We start from the raw sequence: 17,953 nt of genomic DNA, 5'->3' as shown, positions 1-17,953 counted from the left end.
GAAGTTTTTTTTCACGTTTCTGGCTCCAAGCTTCTCGATGAGAAGAAAATGAAGCCACAAATTTATAATGTTTCTATATTTTTTTTGCGTGCTGGAATATCCGATGCTGGCTTAGATTATCAGTATGTGCTGTTTAAGCCCCCAAATCTAAATTTGATCAAATCGCCGAAAACTCAACGCTTACCGGACATCGTCATTGTCTGGAAAGCCCACCTGTTGGCGCCAATGCCGACCGCTTGTTCATTGCAACCGATTCGGTCAACTACCGGGTATTTTTTTTACGTTCCACGCCTCGGCTGAGCCGTATGTCCTGCTTCTGAGATTGTCATGATCAAGCGATTTAAAGTAGATGCAGGATTCATCCCTTGCCCGGTGAATGAGGGCGACGAGCTCTATCCGAATGGCATTTTCGAGTTCAATATCTCCTGCATCCTTGAACATATCCAACGCAACCCAACCGATGTCGCCCTCGTGGAGATTACCGTGAATGACTTCTATCACGGCTTTTCGTCCCTCAATGAATCGCAAGTCGAGTTGGCTGATATGTCTAAGCCCGTGGTTCTCGCCGAGATTTCTCCGGGGAAATCCAACCTGATCGATGGACACCACCGCCTGGAAAAGGCACGACGGAGCGGCGTGTGCACTCTACGTGCCCACAAATTGACAGCTGTCCAACATCTGCGTTTCTTGACTAGCGAACGAGCCTATCTGTCATACATTGAATACTGGAACGGCAAAGTGAAACAACTGAGACAGGTTAGCAGGGCCGAACATTGCCCTAACGGGTGAACAGAGCACTAATGACCAGATGTTCATAATCTGGTTAGGCTTGTACGGCGTTGATGATATGGGTTGTAGCTTAGCGGTTGCGATTTATGAATGGAACCTGCGGTCGATTTTCTCGAAAGTCGCAAAAGTAAATTCCATGCCAAACTATCACATGTTCCAATACAAACATGGCCATCGATTCGGATACGATTGCACCGGAAGTTAATGACGGCTTTTGGAAGTGGCGAACTGGCAATACCGACCCCTAGCCGACGCTCGGGCACGTCAGCAAATTATGTCTGCTACCGAGCATCAACCAGACATTGAATTGAGAATACAAGGCTTAATATGGCCTGTTGTAAAGTATTGACCAATCTTGTTGGAATCAGTTTGCGGCGTTAGACTATCCAGAGAATATTACTTTAGGTCCGTTCGGTAAATCACATGAAAAGTCTATTCAAAGTATACCTACTGTCCTCAGCGATGCTATTTAGCCAAAATTTGGCTGCCGTAGAGTCATTCCTTGGTTTGACCTTAAACCGATCTTCGATGAACGATGTGTTGCAGATCATTGCAACAAGTGGCGGCACTATTACTGAGAATGCACCTATGGATCGATTTGGGTTAACCCGAGTAATTAGGTTTAGTGGGGGTGCGTTACCCGGAGTACCGTTTTACACCAGCGGTAATTTTCTGTTTGATAAAAACGGCACGTTGTATCGATTTAACCTGGCCGGCCCGCTTTCTGATGCTAATGCCACTCAGGCTTATGGTGCACATGTCAAAACGGTCATCGCAGACAACAAGCTGCTTTCCAAAACCAACGATATTATGAAAGTAGCTCTATCAAACGCAATATTAACCTTCACACTAAATCGAAGCCAAAATATTTTTACTGAAGATTGGCAAGAAAGTCTTGCTTCTTCGCCCAGACAAAATGCCCCAGCGGACCATTGGGCTCTGAATGCCTTTTGCATCAATAACTGTGGCGTGGGGACGTGTAAAGTTTATGTAGGAACTGGCTCTGAAAGCATCGATTCAACAAACGAAGCAGCATGTAACCAAAACGCCCATCAGTGCGTTCAAGATTGTATGGCTGAACATGAGCAATAACACCCATGATGTAAACTAGGCGGCATTTTTTTTCAAAAATTAAGGCCCTGTGTGAAATACAGCGGGTAGCTAAATTTAAGCTTTCCGCAGAGGACGAAATATATATTGATGAAGTTATTGATATTCGATAGCCCCATAAGTACAAAATTTCTAATGTCATATGGAAGATTTCATCAGAATTAGAAGCGAAAAGGAATATCATTGAAAGCTAGACTAGTGCAGATAAATATATACGGATTATTGATAAATACTTATCGAGTTCAACAATTTTGGAGAAAAATATGAATGCAGTCAACACGTTTGGCATAACCTCCATTGGGTTTGTTTTAATTATTTATGGCCTAATTGGTCTAGGTTTATGGTTTTCCCACAAGAAAAAATGGCGTGAAGTCACCATCAACCCCAAAACCAAAGCTCGATATTCTTTTTCAGGCCTTGCCGTGTTTTGGATACTTTATATCTTCATAAATTGGATGAATCATAAATATGATGGCCAGTCGCCAACTGGCGAAACTGCACCTACTTTGTTGTCAATGTTTTTTCCTATTGGGCTTTTATTTTTTATTTGGATTAAATCAAGTCGAATTGCAATGAATCCAGGTAAAGAAGAAATTCTCGCCCACTTTGGTCAAACTAAAGAAGAACGAAGAAATAATATTGAGAAGTTTTTCGATGCTAAGCATGAATTTATCAATACCAGTCATAGCTATTTAAATGTCAAAGGTAATTTAGTTAAGATAAGTGCCCAGCGCAATTTAGCTGTCTTCAATCATAAAGAGCTTAATGCACTCAGAGTAGCGTTTCACCTGCTCAATGAAGATTTTTATACTAATGTAGACTATCTTAGAATAGCTCTTGCTATAGTGGCAGGCGAGCAAGCAGGGCAGCTGACTTATTCAATCAATGGAACGGCATGGAATCAGTTCCCAGAAGGCACTATTAACGAACCACCTGCAGAAATTCTAAAACAATACCTTTCAAGTTTGGGATTTGTAGGTACAACTAGCGTGGTTGATACTGCTTTAGGCCATTTTTTGTCTTTTGCCAAAACACCCACGACATCAAAGTTCTACCTAGAGCTATGTGAAAAGATTGGAATTGGTGATCCAGTAAATAATGTTTATGAGGAGGCCGCTTATGAGCCTGCGGCTGACTAATTTAAGCTCACGCGATGACGAATTTTTTCTTGGCAAGGATGGCGATAAAAATATTGCTTTCAGCGGGCCTGGCGCATTAATAACAATAGGTAGGCCAGGCAGTGGTAAAACGCAATGCCACGCAATGACTAACTTATTGAATTGGTCAGGATCAGTGTTGGTGCTGGATATTAAGGGCGAGCTTTACGACAAAACGCACAAATGGCGTGAACAAAATGTCGGCCCAGTTATTCGCTTTAGCCCCTTTAAAAAACAGACCGCTCGTTATAATCCATTAGCGTTCATTAGCAGCCAGCCAGCAGAAGCTTGGTCTCAAGGTAAATTCCTTGCTGAAATGTTAATACCGTCAGCGGAGGATGAAGGCAACCAGAAGTTCTGGAATGACTCGGCCCGTGAGATTATCGGCGCGGCTATAGCCGCCATCTGTGTCAATTTACAGCCACAAGACCGAAGCTTTGACAAGGTTTTAGACATCGTCAGTGGTAAGGGATGGGCATGGTTGATTGAGCAATTAACTGACATGTCGAACGCTTCTGGTTTACGGGCTGCAGCCAGAACCGTAGCTAATTTTGAAGATCTGCGTGTAAATGAACCTCGGCTGTTTACTTCATCAAGAACAACAGCATATGTAGCAATAAACAGCTGGAGTGACCCCAACCTTGAACATGCCATATCTGCTTCGGATTGGTCTCCCCACGATCTGCATGGCGATAAACCGCTCACAGTTTATATCACCGCATCTCCCCAACAACTTGCAACCCAGCGCAATTTCTTTCGCTTAGTCATTGGTCAGCATATAAACATGCTAATGGATGATCAATTCCTTCAAGACCATGGCAAAGACAAGGTTAAGCGGCAGGTTTTACTTTTGTTAGACGAATTTCCAACATTGGGATACATGAAGCCCATAGAAGAATCAATTGCCTTGGGTCGTCAATACGGTTTACGTCCTTGGTTACTTGCTCAATATGCACAGCAAATTACTAAAGCATATGCCAGTGATGCCGTGATTCAAACCTGCGCAGTACGCTCATATATGAATCCTGATTTTGAAACTGCCAAACAAATTTCTGATGAATTCGGTTACATAAACGATATAAACGGTAGTGGACGCAGACCTCTTCATGAACCTCAAAAAATCGTGGGGCCTGACCACAAGAATACCGTTTTTGTATTTGCAACTAACTGGAAAGCTACTTTGTTGAGCAAAGTTTTTGCTGGAGCGGTAGATGGGCCATTTTCTAGCCGGTATGGGGATTCATAATTAGTAGCAATGGCAAGTGTTGATCTACCCAAGTTTTGTTTATCAATATGGAGTTTTTAATGACACTTCAAGAAATCGATGCAGAAATAAATAAATTAGAACAAGATCGCGATCTTGTGAATACTACATTGGACGAACTGAAATTAAAGGCTGACTCATTAAGTAACTCCATTACTTCAGCTAAACAAAATACCGCTAGTATTTTAGATTCGGCAATACAAGCTAACGAGGACGCATTGAAAAATATAAATGCGCTTATTGGTAATTCAGAAAGAAAATTGTCTGATTTAAATAATCAGATTACAGAGTTTCATATAGAGAAACTAGAACAAGATCGCGTTCTTGTGAATGCTACATTGGACGAGCTGAGATTAAAGGCTGGTTCGTTAAGTAGCTCCGAGGTTTCGGCCCAACAAAACACATCTAGTATTCTAGATTCGGTAATACAAGCTAACAAGGACACCTTGGAAAACATAAATGCACTTATTGGTAATTCAGAAAGCAAATTGTCAGATTTAGATAATAAAATTGCAGAGCTTAATATTAAGCTAGTCAGTGAAACTCCAATTTTATACGGAGATAGCAAGGAAGAACTTTCTGAAACTAGGGTTAAAAATAATGCTAATACAGTGTTGGAAAGTAATAATCCTTCTTTTGCGGAAGATGCACATTCCGGTGGTCTTTTAAGAGCCCTAAAAAAAATAGAACCGGTGTTTAAGTTATTTGAGGCAGTTGAGCAGGTGGTTCAAATAATTCATCCTTCTCAACGCGAATTAATGGAGCATGTCATAAATGAGGCTAACAAGGATCAACCTAAAGTAAAAATGGAAATACCAGATGCAGAAAAATATCAGCCTCCTCTTGTTGAAAAAATTAACTTATCCTCTGACGAAATACTTGCGTTGGAAAATACAGGTATGGTTGTCAGCTCTAGTTCCGGGGCATTATTAGAGGCTAGCCCAAGCAATGATAAAAATCATAACAGATCCAATGATATTGCCGAGGAAGAAGTTAACAATATCCTTGCTAAAGGTTACTCAATAGAAAAGGATAAGGAAATAGAAACAGCAATTCATTCATGGGATGAAATGATGCGAGAGGCGAAAAATAAAACCGAAGAAATAAATCTGAGTCAAAAGAATGATTGGTTATCTCGGTAGTTGACTTAGTCTAACACTAAATGGTGTCCATAATGAATAATAAATACAACAAAATAATAATTGATACCGTAATCGTCATTGCCTCATTAGTTACAATATATGCAGGGTACCAGTACTATTCGATCAGAAATATAGACTGGAAGCCATACTCATCACAAACCTATGGCTACTCGGTTTACTTGCCAGATAGCCCATCCGAAATAACTAAAGATAAACCAGGTGAAGCTATTTTATCACTTCAGAAATTTTCAGACGGCAGCTACTTTGGGGCAAATAAATTAGTATTTTCTGTAACTGTTCAAATTGACAAACCATCAGATAACAACCAAGGTTGATGGCGTTGCTGGTGCATTAACCTCCTCGGATGATGCAAAAGTGATTTATGAAAAACAGCTACCTTTCGATCCTGGACTTCCTGGCATTAATCTTCCAGGAAAAGAGATAAAATTTCAAAATAGCGCCAATGAAAAAGTAGTCAGGGTATTAGGAAAGGATAAGTATGTGTATATCCTGATAGTTTCCTCAGCGCTAGGACAATTTGATCAAGAAGCTGCAAAGCGGTTTTTCGAGTCTTTTAAGGTTAGTTATATTAAATAATATGGTAACGAAAAGAAGAAAGTTAATTAAGATAATTATCGCTACTGTAGCGGTTATTTTGGTAGTTTTTATTTCCGCAATAATACTAATTGATCCTTATGCCTATTCAAAAAAACATATTGGCGATAACTACCCTTCACTTTAATTATTAAGCTATAAAAAATTGATTTATGAGCTATCGAGATAACTGTGGAATTTGCGGTGAAAGCTATAACGATGAAAATTTGCTGACATGTAAAAACTGCAGTACAAGCTTTTGTTATCATTGTGGCGATTGTAGAAAGTCCCTTTGCCAACGATGTATTGATAGTTTATTAATCGATAAAAGCAAAGACGAAAGTCTTGAAAAATTTATTGATGCTGAATAATTATTCCCAGTATTTAGCAAGGCATTCAATTTAATTCTTTTGTCTTTGAATAATTGTCCGGTTTCAGTCAAACACTGGTCATTTATGATTTGAATCTAGGATCAGTTGAATGACAGCTGATGGCCGATACCGCCAATAAACTAGTAACTCCCATTTCTGGTAAAGAACGTAAACCCAAGCAAATTCTTGGATGGCAAAGCGATGAGCTTTTACTCGGACTTTGCTGTCCAGCCGCAAGCCCTTCAATTCTTCTGATTCCCGTAATTGACAATTGTCAATTACGCCTACCTTTTTATCCTCACTGTTCAAACCTGTAAAACCGCCAGCCGATTACAGCACGGTTTGCGAATGCAGCCGCAGAAAGCTTAGGTTGGGATAAGTCATTGAATATGTTATACTATATCAACAGCAATCATCTTTCGTTTGATCGCTGTTCACGCCCTCCGCCCCTCGACGCTTCCATAACATGACGCCTATTTTTCATCGGGTTTGATCATCCGCTGCGTGTTCGTGCGCCTGTCGTTTTGTTTGGGATAGTCGTAGGTCCGGCGGGATTTGCTTGTTTATTGTTGTTTACTTCATAACAGGAGACATCTGATGTCATTTACCACGCTTGATAACGCCAGTCCGTCGCTACAGGTGTTAGCCGACGGTTTAAAAACCGCTTGCCGCGATTACGCGCAGACGGTGCAACAGCCCCCGTCTTATGCTCTAACCCTGGAACTGGGTCATACCGTGCGCTATTTAGCCCGCTGTGTCACGCTGGTGTTATGCGCGGCACTGGGTGAGCACGATCCCGATTTAGACGAGTTGGACAATCTGAGTCTGACTGACCTCAGCGGTGAAGACGATGACGAACAGGAATAAGCGCAATAGCCTAGGTCTCGTTATTCTCTTGGCTTTAAGGCGGCTTACTTTAAGGGCTAGTCTGTTTTTTCGCTTCGCCGAGGGAGGACACAACTATGTCCAGTGATGCCGAGCACGAAGGCACTGGCGTTCAACCGTGTTTGCCGCAGCCGCGTTTCGAGTCAGGAGAGTTGGTGGCGACGCCGGGTGCCTTGGACGTACTGGAACGCTTAGGCATCAGCCCCTTCGATTTACTGCAACGCCATATCCGCGGCGATTGGGGCGATGTCTGTGCCGAGGACGCCAAGGCTAATGAAGACGCCTTACGCAGTGGCTCACGACTCCTGTCAGCGTATGAATTACCTACCCCAGCAGTGGATAGCCCTGCAACGGGGTCAGTCAAGCTCTGGTTGATAACCGCGGCAGATCGTAGCGTGACCACCATTCTGTTACCCGAGGAGTATTGAACAACATCTGGCTGTTCGTTTTCACTTCCTATTTTTAAATACTGATTGATTTCATTACTACTTTGGAGAAATTCTCATGACGCAAAAAACTACCCAACCCGCATTAGATTCTAATACCCCAGCTAAAGCCGCTGTAGAAACTGGCCCAACCGATAGTGCAAGTACCGGTACGGCCACTGCGAAAGGCGTAACAACCACTGCTGGTAAAACCGTGTCGGTCAAACCTGCGAAAAATCAACCGTCGGCTGAGCAAGTCAAGGCGTCAGCTTTGGCTGGCGATGACGGCATTGGTCATGATAATGGCGTTGGCGGTGATACTGGCACGGATGCTGATGCTAATGGTGACGGTGATACTGAGAGCGGTACCGATACGGGTGTCCTTGACGGTGATGTTGATGGGGATACTGATCAGGCTGGAGTTGACGGTGCTAGTGTTAGTGCCCTTGCAACTGTTGCTGCAGATGCAGATGCAGAAACCAACATTGGGCGCACCCGTGCACCAGTAGGCAAAAGCACCGGCAAAACCGCTGACACCAAAGGCGAGCTCTCGCCGGAAATCGTGGAACTGGTGACGGAGTTACGCGATACGGTCAAGCAACTTGCCCCTAATCGGCATACGCCTAAGACCTTGAAACGGGCTTTGTCCAATGTCTCGGCAATTCTGCATGACATCGACACTCTCTACCAGCAGTCCGAATAACCGCTATTCACCGTGATAAGCGCTTGTCAGTTTTACTAGTTCTGAACTGACGCACTTTTTATTTTAATCCTGACGTGACTTTTCCTGATGGGCTTCACCGCTCAGGCTAAGTCACGTCTATTGATCGGAGAACAGATCATGAATAACCCTTTTCAAGTACACGAACTGCCTGGCCATTTTCTGATACTACGGCCCGTTACCGAAGCGGAAATAGTGGCGATGGCCAAGCATTTAATCGCGCAGCAGTTCATCCGTGGTCAGACGTTAACCTCCCCTGACGATGCGCGCGAGTTTCTGATGTTGGAATTAGCACATTTAGAGCATGAGGTGTTCTATTGCATTTTCCTGGATAACCAACACCGCATTATTGAGGCTGAGGCCTGTTTCCAGGGCACGATAGATTGTGCCAATGTCTATCCCCGTGAACTGGTGAAACGCACCTTGCAATTGAATGCCCGCGCGGTGATTTTGGCGCATAACCATCCTTCGGGTTTGGCGGAACCCAGCGAAGCCGACCGTGCGATTACACGTAAATTAATCGACGCCCTCAATCTGGTCGAAGTAAGAGTATTGGATCATTTCATTATTGCCGGCATTGAGCAGTTTTCCTTTGCCGAAAGAGGCTTGTTATGAGCGGGAATACACAATTGCCCGGAAGAACGTGCAGCAGTGCGGCGTTAACCCGTTTGACGTTTATCCGCTTGCCATGGATCGGCGTGAACACCCGCGTTGGTATCAGCCGAGCCGTCAACCTTGAACCAGTCGCCAATTGGCGACAAACCTCGCCTGTGAACATGCGATGGGGCTTACGGCGTCTCTTGCCGTCAAAGGTCTGGAGAACTGCACATCATTTAGGCATGTTAATGCACATTAACATGCCTATGCGGGCATTTATGATCACGGATATAGCAATGAATGCGGAAATTAGCGACGTGAGCGACATGGCTGTCGCGGACCGGATCGACTTCACTAGCATCGGTGTCCTTGATGTCCTTATCAACGTCTTTTGTGACGTCGATGTACTTGCTACCGTTGCGGCCTTTTTTGCCCCTGATGTCCTCAATGATGTTGATGTGATTGATGTCGTTAATGACATCAATGCGATTCATCGAGGCGCGGTAGATCACGAGGAGGCTGCGGTATGACCAACGACTCGTCATTACCCCTGACACATGATCATGCAGTCCGCAGTCGTGTCGCGCTGATGGTGTATCTCGATAATCTGGCACCCAGCGGTCGCCGTTCGATGCGGTCCTTGTTACAACGCGCGGGTCGGTTGTTGGCTTGGTCAGGGACAGTGGAGGACATGCCCTGGCTGTCGTTACGTTATCAGCAGCTGATGCAGTTACGGTCGGCGTTACGTCAGGCGGATTTGTCGATCAATACCGTGAATACCTGCCTGGCGGCGATACGCGGGGTGTTGAAAGCCGGCTTTTTGCTGGGTGACTATCCGGCGGAGGACTGGCAACGGATTCAGGCGCTAAACAGTGTGCGCGGTAAAGTGCTGCCAGCCGGTCGTCAGCTGGCGACACGGGAAATCCACCGGCTATTAGCTATTTGCGAACAAGACAAAGCCGCTCTGGTCGGCCAACGCGATGCGGCGATCCTGACCTTGTTGGTGTTTGCCGGCCTGCGGCGCAGTGAGGTCGTTAGTCTCTGTGTCAACGATTATGTGCCCCGCAACGGCTTGCTGCTGATTCGTGAAGGTAAAGGGCAGAAGCCGCGAGAATTGCAGCTGCCGGCCCAGGCCAGGCAGGCTTTAAAGCGCTGGTTGCATCAACGCGGAGGCGTGCCGGGGCCGTTGTTTTGCCAATTGGCGAAAACCCAGCGCTGTTCTGATCAAGATCATGTCCAGCAACAGCGAGGGAGTCTGGGTTGTTTACCGACCGAACCAATCAACGCCCATCAAGTGTATGCGCTGCTCAAGCGGCGTTGCCGGCAGGCGAAGCTCAAGCCTTGTACACCGCACGACTTACGTCGCACGTTTATCAGCAAGCTGTTGGAACAAGGGGTGGACTTTAACACCACCCGGCAATTGGCCGGCCATGAGCATTTGCAAACCACGGCCTTGTATGACCGCCGCACAGTGAAAACGCAACGACAAGCCATGGCGAATTTTCGCTTGTAACAAGCTAACAGCACGCTGCTGGTTGGTACAGCCCAACCGCGTTATTAAAAACTGTCACTCAATCAACGATGCCGGTATGCCGCGCCCGATGAGCAGGATGCTGTGCGTTTAAATCACCTCACCGAATTATCTCTGTTATCTGGAGGATTATTTATGCCTGTACTAATTGAACACATCGATGCCATTGCTCGCCAAAAACAACGGGCGGTGTTGTATCTGGAATTTCATCCGCAATCGGACTTCGCAGACTCGTCTGTTTACGACTATGAAGCCGATAACAAACGCCAAGCATTTTTAGACTGGCTGCAACAACACGGCATCGCCTGGCAGCCTAGCGCGCCGATAGCCTCAGGCTGTGGTTTCGGTGCCTATCTCGGCCAGATCTATGTCGATTTGCCGATGGACGATGACGATCCACTGTATCGCCATTTACGTGATCACTTGGAATATCCCGATGGTTCGATGCGCGATCCTAACCAACGATTTTTCTATCTGCCGTTAGACATCGCTATGCGGAATGCTCATCACGACGAGCCGGGATTTTGGGACACATGGGCCAAGGATTTTTAGTCACGTTGCAGAGAATGCCTTAGCGATTTTTTCGGGAAGGTTCATACAAAAAACCATCTTGCAAAGATAACAAAGTCGGCAATACCGATGCCGTTTTTTCAAATTATTTTTTAACCAAAAAGGACACCCAAAACTAACGATTACTACGCAGTGAAAAAATGCGCGAATTTTTTTGCGAAAAAAACGCACTGCAAAAAACACCGCAAAAACGCGGGAAAAACCGCGATTTTCAAAACTGTAAATGAGTTGCACCTCAACAAACCGTGGTGCCAATCATGTTCGAAAAAAATCATTCACAACTGCCATTTGTACCGAGATTTATCCGCATTCGCGATGCGCCGTTTTATCTCGGCATGGACAAAAACCGCTTTAACGCAGAGGTCAGACCGGCACTCACCGAAATCAAAATCGGTACGCAAGGTATTGCCTTTGATCGCAACGAACTTGATGCGTGGGCCGACGATTACGTGCGTCGTGTCGGTACGCCGGGTAACCAAAAACTGGAGAAAGAAACATGGCAAAAAAATCAACAGGGCTTACCAAAAGGAACGGTGTCTGGCACATCAATAAAGTTATCAAAGGAAAAAGACTTTATGAAAGCACTGGCACAAGTGACCTCGAAGAAGCGGAGCGCTACTTAGCGCAACGCATCACTGAATATCGGGGACAACTGATCTATGGCGAAAGAAAGTCCTATACCTTTATCGAGGCGGCAACGAAATACCTGAAAGAAGTCGAGAAGAAAAGTCTGGATCGAGATGCTGTCACGTTGAAGGCGGCGATACCTTTTATCGGTGATACGCCATTGGAAAAACTTCATATGGGCACGCTGGATAAATTTATCGCCGCCAGGAAAAAGTCCGGCCTGAAAAATGCCACCATCAATCGTGATCTGGCGATTATCCGCCGAATCTTAACCTTGGCGGCACGACTGTGGCGGGATGAGTTCGGTAATTCGTGGCTCAGTGAACCGCCGCTTCTTCAGCCGTTAAAATCCGATTTACGCAAACCCTATCCTATCGACAGCGAAGAAGAGCAGCGCTTATTGGCTGAATTACCGGAACATCTGCAACCGATGGTGACATTCGCATTACATACCGGGCTACGCGAACAAGAACTGACTCAACTGCAATGGTCTGAAGAAAATCGCAAGCTTGGGGTGTTTGTATTGCCCGGCGACAGGACTAAAAATAATGAGGATCGAATTGTGCCGTTAAATAGCAAGGCGCTGGCAATCATCAATGCACAACGCGGTAAGCATGATGAATATGTCTTTACCTTTAAAGGCGAACCCGTGCAACGCATCAACGGTCACGCCTGGCGCAAAGCAAGGAAACGAGCAGGCCTGGAGCAATGCCGAGTACACGATCTGCGCCATACGTTTGGTCGACGGCTACGTGCGGCTGGCGTCAGCTTTGAAAATAGGCAAGATTTGTTGGGTCATAAGTCCAACCGAATAACAGATCATTATTGCAAGGCGGAACTGGAAGAGCTGCAGGCTGCCGTTGAACGATTATGTAGCCTTTAGACCGCTGCGCCCATGAAGGATTGTGTGCATTCATGGGCATCCTACCCGCCGCATTCGCTTCATAGTCAAAGCTGTAGGCTCGAAGCCAAAACATCGATTAACCCAAAATCAAAACCATAGAGAGGAATACCCTAATGTTCAATGACCGCTTAATACAATCCCTACGCGATGCCCGGCATCTGGTTATTTTGACCGGCGCCGGGGTGTCGGCTGAATCGGGCATTCCGACATTTCGCGATGCCATGACCGGACTCTGGGCGCGATACGATCCCCAGCAATTGGCCAGTGAGAACGGTTTTCGTGCTGATCCGGCCTTAGTCTGGGGTTGGTATGAATGGCGTCGCGCCAAGGTCATGCAATCGTCACCCAATCCGGCGCATCGGGCAATTGCACAGTGTCAGCCATTGGTCCCGAAGCTAACGCTGATTACGCAAAATGTCGATGACTTGCATGAACGCGCCGGCAGTCAGTCCGTCATCCATCTGCACGGCAGTTTACATGAAGCGCAGTGTATTGCCTGTGCCACGCCGTTTGCATTGAGCGCTGCCCCAACGGTCATTTCTGAATCAAAGCGGGTTGAACCGCCTCGCTGTCCGGCTTGCGGTGATTACATTCGTCCCGGCGTAGTGTGGTTCGGTGAATCGTTGCCCTTAGACAGCTGGCACGCTGCAGAAGCCGCAGCGCAGCATTGCGACGTATTGATGAGCATCGGCACATCGGCGTTGGTGTATCCCGCCGCCACTCTGCCGCTGGCTGCCCTCACCGCCGGAGCCAAGGTGATACAACTCAATCCGGATAAAACCAACCTGGATGCCAAAGCCCACTTTAATCTACATGGTAAGGCGGGGGATCTATTGCCCGCACTGCTGCAAGCCGTGTATGCCCAGTAAAGAAAAAGGTGCTGACAAAAACCAGAGAACGGACAAGCATATGGCAGCAAGTTGCTCACTCCAGTCGTTGGTTTCTAAACAAAATAGGGGAATCTTTATCTTAAGCGAACGACCGTGCCATCCATAATTCTCGCGGCATTCACTGTGGCCATTTATTTGAAAATCATCGGCCCAAAATTTGCGTTACTCATTTTCAGTGCGGGCTTCGATGCTTTCCACGTCACCCTGCGAAGATTCAACGGCGATCGTGATAGGTCTACAGCAGACGCTACAGTCTTCAATATACTCCTGACTCTGAACCGAACAATCAACCAAAACCTCGATTGCTTCCCCGCAATACGGACATTGAATAATAGTGGGTTCTAGGTTGTGCATGATTTCATCCGCTAGTTAAAATTGGTGGCCGTAATCATGGTAATACACTTTGCTGTTTCGCAAGTAAACGTTGCGTTAGCCCATTAAAGAAAGCAACTCTGGTTCCAGAGCCCATCCTCTAAAGCAGATATGTCACCACCCAACAAATGACCGTCAATTCCAGCGCAATGGGCAGCACGAAAAAGTACGGATGATGCTTCATCACATTAAACAACTCAAGCAATTTGCTGCCGTCATATCCGAATGGACTCTCTACTTTGAAATCAGGTCTGGAAGGCACCGATTGAACTGGCGCTGGAGCGCTGCTGATATAAAAATTGTTATCGTCAAAAATGGAATCAAACAAATCATCCAGCTTTTTTTGATTTTCAAAAAGACCGTATAAGGCATTTCTATCAAGGACAACAGAGCTCATGACCATTCCTCCGACACGTTGCTTTGGACAATAGACTAATGAATCGTCCAGCAAGAATCTGTGAAAAGTCTCATGTTACGGATAGGTCCTTACGGACACCCGCTTACCAAAAACCGTCTTTCCATAGCGACGAATTCACTTCGGATAAAAAACTTTCCTCCGACGGTCTCTTGATGGCCGAGCTTGCTCTATCAGAATTGAAGGGGTGACAATACGTCACAACGAAGCTGGACGAAGCATAACGCCAAGTCGCGTAAATCTCGCGTACTCAAATTTCAGGCATAAAAAAAGCAGGTATCGAATTAACGATAACTGCTTGATTTTCCTAGTCATTCGATGGTGGGTCGTGTGCGATTCGAACGCACGACCATCGCATTAAAAGTGCACCCAACAGCGAATTATTCTATATAAATCAATAGCATATGCATGCACGATTGCGTGACTTTGCACGACAGCGCATAACAAGTCACGACCAAAACACGCAAAATTCACGCATAAATATTGCAGATGATGTCATGCGCTAGCCTGTTTTGACACATCCGTACCCTATGCGTATTCCAATTTCAAAACACCCAGGCATTCCAATCGAAACCTGCCAGCGGTGCCGACCGGCCAAAACCTACCGGTCGTTGTAGGACGTTGAAAGGCAGGTTTCCATGCTAAAGCAGTCACGCGATGCCCGTCCAAGTTCAAGAAATATAAGTAGTAGTGTTTGGACTACGACTTGATCTCCCAGAGGATAGAGAAGTCTTGCCAAAAATTCGCACTTGCAGCAAATATTTAGATAACAACATGCCGAGTGCCTTTCCGCTTATCGGCATTCAAAAACCGAAAAAAGAATCGCATGCCCAGTAACAAACTCAGCAATACAGCGAAGATGATTGGGTTGGTGAGATCTTTTTTCACTAACCAGCAGAAATGCACAACACCAGCGATTGCACATAGATAAATTACACTATGTAATGTCTTCCAGCGTTTCCCGCCCAGGCGGCGGATCATGGCGTCGTTTGAAGTCAATGCCAGAGGAATCAGCAACACAAACGCGCTAAAACCGATGGTGATATAAGGCCGCTTGAGGATGTCTTTCCCAATCGCGTCCCAATCGAAAAACTGATCCAGGACTAAATAAGTCGAAAAGTGCAAAGCGGCATAAAAAAACGCAAACAAGCCCAGCATGCGCCGTAAACGCATCAGCCATAACCAGCCCGACAGCCGCCGCAGCGGAGTGACCGCCAAGGTAATCAGCAAAAAGGTCAGCGCCCAGTAGCCGGTAACGTGGGTAATTTTTTCAATGGGATTGGCCCCCAAATCATCCACATAAGCCGCTAAACCCAATTTGGCGAGCGGTAGCAAGGAGGTTAGAAAAACCAGGGTTTTTACACAGCCCAGGGCGCGGTTGTCGAGATTTTTAATGGTCATGGCTTAAAAATTTTGTTTAAGGTCCATGCCGGCATAAAGTCCAGCCACCTCGTCGGCGTAGCCGTTGAACATCAGCGTCTTGCGCTTCAAAAACTCGCCGATGCGACGCTCTTTGGCCTGGCTCCAGCGCGGATGGTCGACCTCTGGATTGACGTTGGCATAAAAGCCATATTCACCGGGCCCGGCTTTCATCCAACTGGTCACGGGTTGTTTGTCGACAAAGCGGATTTTGACGATGGATTTCGCACTTTTAAAACCGTACTTCCATGGCGTCACAATTCTGACCGGCGCGCCGTTCTGATTGGGTAACACTTCCCCATACAGACCCAATGTCAACAGCGTCAAGGGATGCATGGCTTCATCGATTCGTAAGCCTTCGCGGTAGGGCCAGTCGAGCACCGCGGTTTTTTGTCCCGGCATCTGTTCCGGATCGTGCAGGCTGACAAATTCGACAAACTTGGCATTGCTGGTGGGCTCCACTCGCTTGATCAGTTCAGCGAGCGAATAGCCTAACCAAGGCACCACCATCGACCAAGCTTCCACACAGCGTAAGCGATAAACCCGCTCTTCCAAGGGCGCCATTTTTAATAACTCATCAATATCAAACACCTTGGGTTTTTTAACTTCGCCTTCGACTGTGACGGTCCAGGGCCGGGTTCTTAAGCTGCCGGCGTTGATCGCGGGTTCATCCTTACTGGTACCGAACTCATAAAAGTTGTTGTAACGGGTAACATCCTTCAATGGCGTCAGCTCTTCCGCCACGTTGTAGGCCGATTTTTTAACGTCGGTTAATTTATCAGCCGCCCATAGTGCCTGCGGCCAAATAGCTGCCAGCGATGCGCCTCCAGCCATTTGCATAAATTTTCGTCTTGCATGGAACAAGGCTTGCGGCGTGATTTCCGAGGAAGGGATAGCTGGTGGTTTATAGGTTTTCATCTTGTTGATCCTCCGTTCTTAAGGTTATTTCGCACTGGATCGCCATAAACGGCTGTAGCCAAATCAACTGCTATCTTTGCTACATCCTCTTGATTGGCATACCGACATTCAGCAAGGGAGGGAAAGTCCGCCGAAGTGAGATCAATGTTGGTATTTTCTTGATCAAGCGTTGTAGCGAAAGCTTTCGACAAACTGCTCATGCTGGGTTTGCTGACCGAATAAGCGATCCGCCCGTCCGGACTTAAAGCATTCCGCAACGAGGATACGCAAATGATATTACCTGCGGAATCCGGCAACGCAGAATGGCCCCCTTGTCTGGAAAATGCTCGCAAAGCCTGTCTAACGCAAAGAAATTGCTTGGCCAGATTTTGAGTAAGCACTGTCTGCGATGGCGTCTGTTTTATATCCAGCGCTGAGGTATCAATTTCCAGATCGGCATTAGTGACCAATATATCAAGGCCGCCCCAATAAGCGACCAGGACATCAAACATGCTTCTCACCTGACTTTCCTGGCTAATATCGGCTTGAAATATCATGGCTAGTCCTTGTTTTACGCGAATACGTTGCGCAACCTGATCGGCTCCCGCATTTTCATGCAGATAATTAATCATTACCTTGGCACCGGCTGCGGCGAATGCTTCCGCGACTGCGGCACCGACGCCGGCATTGGCTTGAACGACCAAGGCGGTTCGGCCTTGCAGCGGCTGCGCGGCATTTGCCGTGCTCATTTGCTCTCCCGATTGTCGGCTCTCGCTACGCGCTCGTTTTGCGGCGGAAAAAGGCAGAGTTTTATCCACGCATCGAGCGATAATTTACCCGGTCCCTGTAACATACAGACCAGTAGCATGATGCCCCAGACTTTATGTTGTTCAATACCGGCAGCGCCCAAATCAGGGTAGGAAATAACCGCGACGAGATTGAATAGAAACATTAGCACAGCTGCACCGCGCCCAAACAAACCGATTGCCAGCAATAACGGACCGGCCAGTTCAACCGCCGTCCCCAGCATAGCGGCAAATTCCGCTGATAATAGAGGGACGGCATATTCGTTTTCGAACAGGTACAAGGTGCTGTCCCAGCTTTGTAATTTGAGTAAGCCCGACACCCAGAACGCATAGGCTACCCAGCAACGCAGAATTGAATTGCCTAAGGGTGCCAGCTTATCCAGCAGGATTGCGAATCGATAAACCCGGCCGTTCGCTTGATAAAAAGGCGCTATCAGTTTGCAAATGTTTTTTGTGTTCATATCAGT

Annotated in this window: 23 protein-coding genes; 17 read left to right on the top strand and 6 right to left on the bottom strand. The window is 46.4% G+C overall.

Features of this window, described 5'->3' with window-relative positions:
* The first annotated feature begins 327 nt into the window (after nucleotides 1-327).
* From METH11B_RS0120475 to METH11B_RS0120390, 17 genes are all read left to right on the top strand, one after another.
* Nucleotides 328-789 carry a hypothetical protein gene (locus METH11B_RS0120475; protein ID WP_026603620.1) on the top strand — a complete coding sequence of 154 codons (462 nt, stop codon included), beginning with the start codon at nucleotides 328-330 and terminating at the stop codon, nucleotides 787-789.
* Between the two features lie 423 nt (nucleotides 790-1,212).
* Nucleotides 1,213-1,881: a hypothetical protein gene (locus METH11B_RS0120470; protein ID WP_026603619.1), complete on the top strand. Its 669-nt coding sequence runs from the start codon at nucleotides 1,213-1,215 to the stop codon at nucleotides 1,879-1,881.
* A gap of 281 nt (nucleotides 1,882-2,162) precedes the next feature.
* Complete coding sequence (locus METH11B_RS0120465) at nucleotides 2,163-3,038, top strand: hypothetical protein (RefSeq protein ID WP_026603618.1); 876 nt, start codon at nucleotides 2,163-2,165, stop codon at nucleotides 3,036-3,038.
* Nucleotides 3,019-4,302: a type IV secretory system conjugative DNA transfer family protein gene (locus METH11B_RS0120460; protein ID WP_026603617.1), complete on the top strand. Its 1,284-nt coding sequence runs from the start codon at nucleotides 3,019-3,021 to the stop codon at nucleotides 4,300-4,302. Before METH11B_RS0120465 ends, METH11B_RS0120460 begins: the two co-directional genes overlap by 20 nt.
* Nucleotides 4,303-4,361: 59 nt before the next feature.
* Nucleotides 4,362-5,462 (top strand): hypothetical protein, encoded by a 1,101-nt coding sequence (locus METH11B_RS0120455; protein WP_026603616.1) that lies wholly within the window; start codon nucleotides 4,362-4,364, stop codon nucleotides 5,460-5,462.
* A 32-nt stretch (nucleotides 5,463-5,494) separates the two neighbouring features.
* On the top strand, nucleotides 5,495-5,797 hold the full coding sequence (locus METH11B_RS29255; protein ID WP_155931155.1) for a hypothetical protein: 303 nt from the start codon (nucleotides 5,495-5,497) through the stop codon (nucleotides 5,795-5,797).
* A complete protein-coding gene (locus METH11B_RS0120450; RefSeq protein ID WP_026603615.1) occupies nucleotides 5,766-6,059 on the top strand; it encodes a hypothetical protein in 294 nt (97 codons plus the stop codon). Before METH11B_RS29255 ends, METH11B_RS0120450 begins: the two co-directional genes overlap by 32 nt.
* 965 nt (nucleotides 6,060-7,024) lie before the next feature.
* Complete coding sequence (locus METH11B_RS0120445; RefSeq protein ID WP_026603573.1) at nucleotides 7,025-7,294, top strand: hypothetical protein; 270 nt, start codon at nucleotides 7,025-7,027, stop codon at nucleotides 7,292-7,294.
* Nucleotides 7,295-7,389: 95 nt separating this feature from the next.
* Nucleotides 7,390-7,740: a hypothetical protein gene (locus METH11B_RS0120440; protein ID WP_026603572.1), complete on the top strand. Its 351-nt coding sequence runs from the start codon at nucleotides 7,390-7,392 to the stop codon at nucleotides 7,738-7,740.
* Nucleotides 7,741-7,816: 76 nt separating this feature from the next.
* Nucleotides 7,817-8,440, top strand: a complete 624-nt coding sequence (locus METH11B_RS0120435) for a hypothetical protein (RefSeq protein ID WP_026603571.1) — start codon at nucleotides 7,817-7,819, stop codon at nucleotides 8,438-8,440.
* Nucleotides 8,441-8,578: 138 nt separating this feature from the next.
* On the top strand, nucleotides 8,579-9,073 hold the full coding sequence (locus METH11B_RS0120430; RefSeq protein ID WP_026603570.1) for a JAB domain-containing protein: 495 nt from the start codon (nucleotides 8,579-8,581) through the stop codon (nucleotides 9,071-9,073).
* Nucleotides 9,070-9,585 (top strand): hypothetical protein, encoded by a 516-nt coding sequence (locus tag METH11B_RS29250; RefSeq protein WP_155931154.1) that lies wholly within the window; start codon nucleotides 9,070-9,072, stop codon nucleotides 9,583-9,585. Before METH11B_RS0120430 ends, METH11B_RS29250 begins: the two co-directional genes overlap by 4 nt.
* Nucleotides 9,582-10,568, top strand: a complete 987-nt coding sequence (locus METH11B_RS0120420; RefSeq protein WP_026603568.1) for a tyrosine-type recombinase/integrase — start codon at nucleotides 9,582-9,584, stop codon at nucleotides 10,566-10,568. Before METH11B_RS29250 ends, METH11B_RS0120420 begins: the two co-directional genes overlap by 4 nt.
* 153 nt (nucleotides 10,569-10,721) lie before the next feature.
* On the top strand, nucleotides 10,722-11,138 hold the full coding sequence (locus METH11B_RS0120415) for a hypothetical protein (protein ID WP_026603613.1): 417 nt from the start codon (nucleotides 10,722-10,724) through the stop codon (nucleotides 11,136-11,138).
* Nucleotides 11,139-11,413: 275 nt separating this feature from the next.
* The gene (locus METH11B_RS29840) at nucleotides 11,414-11,779 is read left to right on the top strand and encodes a hypothetical protein (protein WP_026603612.1); all 366 of its coding nucleotides are present in this window, start codon (nucleotides 11,414-11,416) and stop codon (nucleotides 11,777-11,779) included.
* A gap of 128 nt (nucleotides 11,780-11,907) precedes the next feature.
* A complete protein-coding gene (locus METH11B_RS27110) occupies nucleotides 11,908-12,666 on the top strand; it encodes a tyrosine-type recombinase/integrase (RefSeq protein WP_231499699.1) in 759 nt (252 codons plus the stop codon).
* 134 nt (nucleotides 12,667-12,800) lie between these two features.
* Nucleotides 12,801-13,556 carry an SIR2 family NAD-dependent protein deacylase gene (locus METH11B_RS0120390; protein ID WP_026603609.1) on the top strand — a complete coding sequence of 252 codons (756 nt, stop codon included), beginning with the start codon at nucleotides 12,801-12,803 and terminating at the stop codon, nucleotides 13,554-13,556.
* Nucleotides 13,557-13,739: 183 nt separating this feature from the next.
* Here METH11B_RS0120390 and METH11B_RS28820 read toward each other — a convergent pair whose 3' ends face one another.
* From METH11B_RS28820 to METH11B_RS0120360, 6 genes are all read right to left on the bottom strand, one after another.
* Entirely contained in the window at nucleotides 13,740-13,931 is a 192-nt protein-coding gene (locus tag METH11B_RS28820; protein WP_081733847.1) for a CPXCG motif-containing cysteine-rich protein, read from the bottom strand.
* Nucleotides 13,932-14,049: 118 nt separating this feature from the next.
* Complete coding sequence (locus METH11B_RS0120380; protein ID WP_026603607.1) at nucleotides 14,050-14,346, bottom strand: hypothetical protein; 297 nt, start codon at nucleotides 14,344-14,346, stop codon at nucleotides 14,050-14,052.
* Nucleotides 14,347-15,126: 780 nt separating this feature from the next.
* Nucleotides 15,127-15,765, bottom strand: a complete 639-nt coding sequence (locus METH11B_RS0120375; RefSeq protein WP_026603606.1) for a sulfite oxidase heme-binding subunit YedZ — start codon at nucleotides 15,763-15,765, stop codon at nucleotides 15,127-15,129.
* Nucleotides 15,766-15,768: 3 nt separating this feature from the next.
* On the bottom strand, nucleotides 15,769-16,701 hold the full coding sequence (msrP, locus tag METH11B_RS0120370) for a protein-methionine-sulfoxide reductase catalytic subunit MsrP (RefSeq protein WP_026603605.1): 933 nt from the start codon (nucleotides 16,699-16,701) through the stop codon (nucleotides 15,769-15,771).
* Complete coding sequence (locus tag METH11B_RS27105) at nucleotides 16,698-17,429, bottom strand: SDR family NAD(P)-dependent oxidoreductase (RefSeq protein ID WP_026603604.1); 732 nt, start codon at nucleotides 17,427-17,429, stop codon at nucleotides 16,698-16,700. The genes msrP and METH11B_RS27105 overlap by 4 nt, the downstream gene beginning before the upstream one ends.
* Nucleotides 17,426-17,947 (bottom strand): DoxX family protein, encoded by a 522-nt coding sequence (locus METH11B_RS0120360; RefSeq protein ID WP_026603603.1) that lies wholly within the window; start codon nucleotides 17,945-17,947, stop codon nucleotides 17,426-17,428. The genes METH11B_RS27105 and METH11B_RS0120360 overlap by 4 nt, the downstream gene beginning before the upstream one ends.
* Between the last annotated feature and the right edge of the window lie 6 nt (nucleotides 17,948-17,953).

Source organism: Methylomonas sp. 11b (assembly GCF_000515215.1).
Taxonomy (GTDB): Bacteria; Pseudomonadota; Gammaproteobacteria; order Methylococcales; family Methylomonadaceae; genus Methylomonas.
The sequence above is the reverse complement of the archived record's forward strand: the minus strand, read 5'-3'. Positions and strand labels throughout refer to the sequence as shown.

Excerpts from the sequence above, each read along its gene's own strand:
- METH11B_RS0120475 (WP_026603620.1), top strand. The coding sequence starts at position 328 with ATGATCAAGCGATTTAAAGTAGATGCAGGATTCATCCCTTGCCCGGTG.
- METH11B_RS0120470 (WP_026603619.1), top strand. The coding sequence starts at position 1,213 with ATGAAAAGTCTATTCAAAGTATACCTACTGTCCTCAGCGATGCTATTT.
- METH11B_RS0120465 (WP_026603618.1), top strand. The coding sequence starts at position 2,163 with ATGAATGCAGTCAACACGTTTGGCATAACCTCCATTGGGTTTGTTTTA.
- METH11B_RS0120460 (WP_026603617.1), top strand. The coding sequence starts at position 3,019 with ATGAGCCTGCGGCTGACTAATTTAAGCTCACGCGATGACGAATTTTTT.
- METH11B_RS0120455 (WP_026603616.1), top strand. The coding sequence starts at position 4,362 with ATGACACTTCAAGAAATCGATGCAGAAATAAATAAATTAGAACAAGAT.
- METH11B_RS29255 (WP_155931155.1), top strand. The coding sequence starts at position 5,495 with ATGAATAATAAATACAACAAAATAATAATTGATACCGTAATCGTCATT.
- METH11B_RS0120445 (WP_026603573.1), top strand. The coding sequence starts at position 7,025 with ATGTCATTTACCACGCTTGATAACGCCAGTCCGTCGCTACAGGTGTTA.
- METH11B_RS0120440 (WP_026603572.1), top strand. The coding sequence starts at position 7,390 with ATGTCCAGTGATGCCGAGCACGAAGGCACTGGCGTTCAACCGTGTTTG.
- METH11B_RS0120435 (WP_026603571.1), top strand. The coding sequence starts at position 7,817 with ATGACGCAAAAAACTACCCAACCCGCATTAGATTCTAATACCCCAGCT.
- METH11B_RS0120430 (WP_026603570.1), top strand. The coding sequence starts at position 8,579 with ATGAATAACCCTTTTCAAGTACACGAACTGCCTGGCCATTTTCTGATA.
- METH11B_RS29250 (WP_155931154.1), top strand. The coding sequence starts at position 9,070 with ATGAGCGGGAATACACAATTGCCCGGAAGAACGTGCAGCAGTGCGGCG.
- METH11B_RS0120420 (WP_026603568.1), top strand. The coding sequence starts at position 9,582 with ATGACCAACGACTCGTCATTACCCCTGACACATGATCATGCAGTCCGC.
- METH11B_RS0120415 (WP_026603613.1), top strand. The coding sequence starts at position 10,722 with ATGCCTGTACTAATTGAACACATCGATGCCATTGCTCGCCAAAAACAA.
- METH11B_RS29840 (WP_026603612.1), top strand. The coding sequence starts at position 11,414 with ATGTTCGAAAAAAATCATTCACAACTGCCATTTGTACCGAGATTTATC.
- METH11B_RS0120390 (WP_026603609.1), top strand. The coding sequence starts at position 12,801 with ATGTTCAATGACCGCTTAATACAATCCCTACGCGATGCCCGGCATCTG.
- METH11B_RS28820 (WP_081733847.1), bottom strand. The coding sequence starts at position 13,931 with ATGCACAACCTAGAACCCACTATTATTCAATGTCCGTATTGCGGGGAA.
- METH11B_RS0120380 (WP_026603607.1), bottom strand. The coding sequence starts at position 14,346 with ATGAGCTCTGTTGTCCTTGATAGAAATGCCTTATACGGTCTTTTTGAA.
- METH11B_RS0120375 (WP_026603606.1), bottom strand. The coding sequence starts at position 15,765 with ATGACCATTAAAAATCTCGACAACCGCGCCCTGGGCTGTGTAAAAACC.
- msrP (WP_026603605.1), bottom strand. The coding sequence starts at position 16,701 with ATGAAAACCTATAAACCACCAGCTATCCCTTCCTCGGAAATCACGCCG.
- METH11B_RS27105 (WP_026603604.1), bottom strand. The coding sequence starts at position 17,429 with ATGAGCACGGCAAATGCCGCGCAGCCGCTGCAAGGCCGAACCGCCTTG.
- METH11B_RS0120360 (WP_026603603.1), bottom strand. The coding sequence starts at position 17,947 with ATGAACACAAAAAACATTTGCAAACTGATAGCGCCTTTTTATCAAGCG.